This window comes from Nostoc sp. DedSLP04 (genome assembly GCF_034530775.1).
Taxonomy (GTDB): Bacteria; Cyanobacteriota; Cyanobacteriia; order Cyanobacteriales; family Nostocaceae; genus Nostoc.
Genome location: NZ_JAVRCL010000080.1, coordinates 27,271 through 33,192 on the forward strand (window position 1 = coordinate 27,271; position 5,922 = coordinate 33,192).

Below are 5,922 nucleotides of genomic sequence, written 5' to 3' on the forward strand. Positions count from 1 at the left end.
GGCTTCTGTAACTCCTAATTTGGTTGCGGCGGCTGCAAAATCAGGTCTGGGTGGACGCGGCCGTTCGTTTGATGGTTCGTTGGGCGGTTGTTGCGCCTGTGCAATTCGCTCGAATTGATTAGCAGCATTTGCTTGATTGAGTGAAATCAAACCAAATGTGCCAACCAGAACAGGAATCGCTGTTACTACTAGTACTCTACGAATATTCATCATTAAATCTCCAAAGGTTTATATTTATAATTAAGTCTTCTCAAAATAACAGTTTGCCCTGTTTCTAAATTACAGTTTTGTAATTTAGAAACAACAATACTCTGATGAGATCGCCGCTGAGGGCGAGGCAAATGCAAGGGTGCATAAATTTAACGGTTATTGCGTTCTACCCGGTTTTGAACTGCTTCTTGATTATGAGGTTGGGGACGTTGGGGAGTACGCTTTTTCTGATGTGGACGAAGTTTAGAATGTCTAATTTGTGGTTTTTCATCAGATATTTGCCGTTTGTTGGGCTGTTGTGAAATCTCGGCGTTCCGATGAGGTGGATTAGCGGCATTTGCCTGATTGGGTGCAACAAAACCGAATGTACCAATCAAAAAAGGAATTGCGGCTACAGCTAAGACTCGACGAATATTCATAAAAATCAACCTTTAAAAGCTACGGTGTTCATATTTATAATTGAGCCACCTCAAAATTACAGCTTTCCTATTTTCTAAATTACAGTTTTGTAATTTGAATAAAAAATAATGAATTTAGAATAGAAGAATATATGAATTAATAAATGCTGTGAATGTTCTGTTTGTTGAAGATGAAGCGAAAATTGCTAACTTTGTCCGGGCTGGATTAAAGGAGCAGGGATTTGTTGTAGACTACTGCGATAACGGTGATGACGGATATCTGCGGGCATTAGACAACGAATATGATGCGATAATACTCGACATTATGATGCCGGGAAAAGATGGACTATCAATTCTAAAACTATTACGGCGGCAAGGTCGGAATGCTCCGGTGATTTTGTTGACGGCTCGGAATGAATTAGACGATCGCTTGCAAGGGCTAAATTTGGGAGCGGATGACTATATCGCTAAACCGTTTTTTGTGGAAGAATTAGCAGCTAGAATTCATGCCGTTGTGCGCCGGAGTGTAAGCGATCGCCAAAATCTACTTTGCGTTGGGCCGATCAAACTCGATCGCATCACTAGAGAAGTCACTTGCGATCGCCAGGTGATAGAGCTCACCAGCCGCGAGTTTAATCTTCTAGAATATCTCATGCGTTCTCCCGGACGGGTTTTTACTCGTACCCAAATTTTAGAACACGTTTGGGGCTACGATTTTAACCCCAACACCAACGTTGTGGATGTTTGTATCCAGCGAATTCGTAAAAAGATTGACCCCATCGATCAAGTAGTCTGGATTGAAAGCATTCGAGGGGTTGGATATCGATTTCGCAAGCCAGATTCTTCATCATGAAACTTCCTTCGTTTCGACTCCGCATTGCTCTGTTGTCTGCGGCTCTAGCTGGCAGCACATTAGTCGGATTTGGCGCGGTTTCCTGGTTTCAGATTTACAATGCTAAGATTAGCCGCCTGGATGCAGAACTATTAAATCACTTGATGCGGGCAACTCCGAACTTCCCTCCACCAGAGGAACCTCCCACTGGCGCAGCCTTTTCCAAAAGAGAAAACTCACGCGAGCGATCGCGATGGCAGTTTTACGAAGATTCCTTATCTTATGCTTTCGGAACCAATACAAAAACCCCCGTCGCCCTGGTGGTGCTGGACACAAATAACAATATACTTTATCAATCCAACTCCCTACCTGCCGACCTTGAGGTAAATCGTCTGTTGCTGAAGCGTCTTGAGTTGGCACCTCTACCACCGTCGCCGAAGAGAGAACCACCACCTTTACCCTCTAATACAAATCCATCCTTGGAGCGGCCGCCGCTAATTCGTCCACGCCCACCTCAATTTGTCACAGAGCAGACAAAAACAGCAGTCTGGCGGATTGGAGCAACTAAATTTCCCAATGCTCAGATTGCCATTGCCGTTAGCTTGCAAGCCGTAGATCGAGATATGGCTATCATTCGCAATATCTTCCTGGTTTCAATTCCGGGAGCGTTGCTGTTGGTTGCGGTGGGAGCATGGTTAGTTTCTGGTGGTGCTTTACGTCCCATCCGGCAATTAACGGGCGTAATTCAACAGGTAACTGTCAAAGGGCTAGATCAGCGGATTCCCATTGGGACAACTGATGTTGAATTTGTCGAACTGATTCAAGTGTTTAACCTGATGTTGTCCCGCTTGGAACGTAGTTTTACCCAAGCTTCCCGCTTTAGTGGTGATGCGGCTCATGAACTAAAAACCCCACTGACTATTTTGCAAGGCGAACTAGAACGAACACTCCAACAAGTCGATCCTGGTAGTGAAGTACAACAGCGGCTAAGCAATTTGTTAGATGAGGTGCGCCGCCTGAGTGGAATTATGCGAAAACTCTTGCTGCTATCTCTGGCAGATGCCGGAAAAATGAGCTTGTATCTGGTTGAAGTAGATATGTCTGAGTTGCTGATGGAGATGCTAGAAGATGTGGAAATGCTAGCTCCCCATTTGACTGTGGAAACTGACTTTACTGATGGGTTGCGGGTAAAAGGCGATCGCGATCTTTTAATTCAAGTTTTGCAAAACCTATTTAGTAATGCAATTAAATACAATCTCACCAACGGCTGGATACAAATTCGCGCTCATCAAACTCCAAGAACTCTTCACGTCACCATTGTCAATACATCAAAAGATATTCCCCTAAGCGATCGCGATCGCATTTTTGACCGATTTTATCGCGGCGATCCCTCACGTAACCGCAAGGTAGAAGGAATCGGACTAGGACTGAGCCTAGCCCGAGAAATTGCCAGGGCACATCGTGGCGACCTTACCCTTGACTTAACACTTTCTGGTCAAACAGCATTCACCCTCACCTTACCGATGAAGTAATCCCTCTTTTATTACTACAAGAAGCCGAAAAAAGTAATACCAATTTGAAAAAAGAATGCGACAAATAGACCATTTGTAGAGACGCGATTCATCGCGTCTTTACTTTACACCGATTCATCGCGCCTTTACCCAAGAATGTGTTGCAATCATTAATTGAATCGGTATAAGTACAATACCGCCATCGAAAGAGCGATCGCGCAAGCTCATTGCATTGATTAATTCAAAGCATCAGCGATCTTAAGACCAAGGTGCTGCAATGCTTTTTCTTTGACAAATTCAGCTGCACTACGAGCCGATTCCGCCAAAATAGTATCAGTGTTTGGAGTCAACTTCAGCGCTCCTCCCAGATATCCCAAAGCTTTGCAATAATCATCAGTCAAGTTAGTAGATGCCAGTCTCTTTACAGTTTGATAATCGCCACTCTGAAAAGCTGTTAACGCTTTGTGGTGTAAATCATTTTCTGGCTTTCCTAGTACTTCAAGAATTGCGCTCACAGCTTTATCAACTTTTTCTTGTGTTAGTGTGGATACTGTTGCTTGCATATTTATCTCCTTTAGTTCATGAATTTGCAAGTTGTCGGTAGCGTTCTTGAACTTCCTGAATCGAAAACAAAGTTTCAAACTTCAACCCTGCTGACTGGTACAACTCACCTCCCCCTTGTTGTCGATCTACCAGTGAAATTACTTGATTTACGGTATAACCTGCATCTTTAAGACGCTCAACCGCTTTTAGAGCAGATTGCCCAGTTGTGACTACATCTTCCAAAACTACTACTTTTGCGCCCTCTGGTAAACTGGGGCCTTCTATATAAGCTTTTGTTCCATAACCCTTGGCTTCCTTGCGAATAATCAGCGCTGGTATTGGGCGGTTTTCATAAACAGAAACTATACTCACTGCTGTCACAATTGGATCGGCTCCCATTGTTAAACCACCTACAGCCTGTGTATCTACAGGTAATAAAGGAAATAGTAATCGTCCGACTGCTAAAGCACCTTGAGGATGGAGTGTTACCTGTGTCTTATTGACGTAATAAGAACTACGCAGCCCAGAAGATAAGAGAAAATCACCCTCTTGATAAGCAAGTTGGCAAAATAAATCTAGTAACTTGTGGCGTAAAGTGGTCAAATCCGAAGTGGTTGCCCAAATATCTGAGTGGGTAAGAGTTTCAGTAGGATACGTCATTACAAAACATTAAAAGTTGTGCTACACCAAAGGTTGAACTCATCAGAGTTCTGAACTTCAGCATAAATTAAGATTCGCCCAAAGCAAAAGTTGAGGAGTCAAAAACGTGCGTATAAAATTTAAAACCTTTGGTGGTTTATTGGTGCTGCTTGCTGCTGGTATTGCTTTTCCCTCTATTGCATCTGCCCAAACGGCAACACCCAATTCTGAAACTATGAATGATGTATTTGAACGAGCTTATTTTCGTCACGATCGCAATTTCTACGAAAATAGTAGCAGCCTCAAGCGTCAGCTAGACTCATTTTTCGGATCTGGTTCTGGTTTCGGTGGTTCCTTCCCAGAAAATGAAATTGCCCGCGACGCCAATTTGGTTAATACTTTATATCATGATGCCCTGACTCAGCAAGTTGGCAACGATCCTTATATTCGTACTCCTGATTTACCAAATCCTTATGACACATCGTTGCTCGTGTCTCCTCGCTATAGCAACAAACTCAAAGTAGGAACAGAATTCAGGTTTGAAACATTACCATCTCGGTAAGATTGGGGAGTGGGGAGTGGGAAAATGCAGGTACAAGGAGAATAAACCATGCCCAATGCCCCATGCCCCATCCCCCATGCCCATTTTTTATGATTCAGTGCGCCCTGCTGGAATCGAACCAGCCTGAAGACGAATTATGAGTTCGTTGCCTCCCCAATCGGCCAAAGGCGCTTGTTTTTTGGTGTGTGGGTTGCTACGAGAAAATTACTTCAACTCTTAGGTCAACCTTATTTACTAATTTTAGAGCGAGCAAAATACTTCACGCACTGAGTTTAGCCAATTCAATGAATATAGCACAAATTTACCACGTGTGAATACTGGACAATAGTTTATTAGATTTTTATACTACATAATTTGATCATAGATATAGTGCAAACTAATATTGATTAAGTTCCTTTAAGGATTGAGGTCAAAAGCTTCACTATTCTTAAATAGACCAGCATTCTATTGTGATAGCTTGTCAGCGATGAAAATAAATTCTACTGTACTTCTTACTTTGATTTTGTTAATTCTGATGATGGGAGCAGGTTCTGTGAGCGCGTTATTGGGCTTTGAACTGGGGAGTTCAGCACTTAAAGGCGTGACTACACCAGATGGGCGTCCTACAACTAAATTTGCCAGCAATAAGGCAAATAGCTCTCAACAGGGAGGGCTAGTGCTATTAAAAGAGGAAGAAATTCTGAAAATAGTCAAGGCGCGAATTGAGGGTAAGACTAAAGCCGCTAAATCTGAAAAGCCCGAAGAAGATGATGAAGAAACCAATAGCAGCAAGCAGAAGCCAGAGGAAAAACCCCCAGAAGTAGTTGAAGAAAAGCCCCTACCAGGTTTTCCGGTTACTGCCCAAAGTCAGGGTGTAACAATGACTGTACAATCTGCTCGCTACTCTGGTGGTGATTTACTACTGAAAGTGAAAATGCAGAACAAAGGTAAGGATTCTGTGCGCTTCCTGTATAGTTTTTTAGATGTTACTGATGACAAAGGACGAACCCTGAGTGCGAGTACAGAGGGTTTACCAACAGAATTGCCTGTAAATGGGCCAGCATTTTCAGGTACAGTAAGCATTCCTACAGCTTTACTTGATGATGTCAAGAAAATATCACTTGCTCTCACTGATTATCCCGCTCAACAATTGAAGCTAGAGGCATCGAATATTCCTGTAGAAAGGTAGGAGAGGACTGGGGACTGGGGACTGGGGACTGGGGACTGGGGACTGGGGACTGGGGACTG

7 protein-coding genes, 1 tRNA gene and 1 pseudogene are annotated in these 5,922 nt (G+C 43.3%); 4 read left to right on the forward strand and 5 right to left on the reverse strand.

The features are described 5' to 3' along the window. Together RMX89_RS30840 and RMX89_RS30845 are read right to left on the reverse strand one after the other, a co-directional pair. Positions 1–213: pseudogene (locus tag RMX89_RS30840) on the reverse strand (hypothetical protein); the annotation flags it as partial. A gap of 146 nt (positions 214–359) precedes the next feature. Continuing rightward, positions 360–629: a hypothetical protein gene (locus RMX89_RS30845; protein WP_322691626.1), complete on the reverse strand. Its 270-nt coding sequence runs from the start codon at positions 627–629 to the stop codon at positions 360–362. 148 nt (positions 630–777) lie between these two features. Between RMX89_RS30845 and RMX89_RS30850 the strand changes: the two genes are divergently transcribed. Beyond that, complete coding sequence (locus tag RMX89_RS30850; protein ID WP_322684369.1) at positions 778–1,461, forward strand: response regulator transcription factor; 684 nt, start codon at positions 778–780, stop codon at positions 1,459–1,461. After that, a complete protein-coding gene (locus RMX89_RS30855) occupies positions 1,458–2,972 on the forward strand; it encodes a sensor histidine kinase (RefSeq protein ID WP_322691627.1) in 1,515 nt (504 codons plus the stop codon). Before RMX89_RS30850 ends, RMX89_RS30855 begins: the two co-directional genes overlap by 4 nt. Before the next feature lie 215 nt (positions 2,973–3,187). On the opposite strand, the gene RMX89_RS30860 is transcribed toward RMX89_RS30855, so the two are convergent. Then, entirely contained in the window at positions 3,188–3,514 is a 327-nt protein-coding gene (locus RMX89_RS30860; RefSeq protein ID WP_322674737.1) for a hypothetical protein, read from the reverse strand. A 16-nt stretch (positions 3,515–3,530) separates the two neighbouring features. Further along, on the reverse strand, positions 3,531–4,154 hold the full coding sequence (pyrE, locus tag RMX89_RS30865) for an orotate phosphoribosyltransferase (protein WP_322674736.1): 624 nt from the start codon (positions 4,152–4,154) through the stop codon (positions 3,531–3,533). Between the two features lie 106 nt (positions 4,155–4,260). On the opposite strand from pyrE, the gene RMX89_RS30870 reads away from it, so the two are divergent. Continuing rightward, the gene (locus RMX89_RS30870; RefSeq protein ID WP_322674735.1) at positions 4,261–4,695 is read left to right on the forward strand and encodes a hypothetical protein; all 435 of its coding nucleotides are present in this window, start codon (positions 4,261–4,263) and stop codon (positions 4,693–4,695) included. A 98-nt stretch (positions 4,696–4,793) separates the two neighbouring features. Here RMX89_RS30870 and RMX89_RS30875 read toward each other — a convergent pair. Next, positions 4,794–4,866 (reverse strand) — tRNA-Ile (locus tag RMX89_RS30875). Between the two features lie 295 nt (positions 4,867–5,161). Here RMX89_RS30875 and RMX89_RS30880 point away from each other — a divergent pair. Further along, the gene (locus RMX89_RS30880) at positions 5,162–5,863 is read left to right on the forward strand and encodes a hypothetical protein (protein WP_322674734.1); all 702 of its coding nucleotides are present in this window, start codon (positions 5,162–5,164) and stop codon (positions 5,861–5,863) included. Positions 5,864–5,922: the final 59 nt, after the last annotated feature.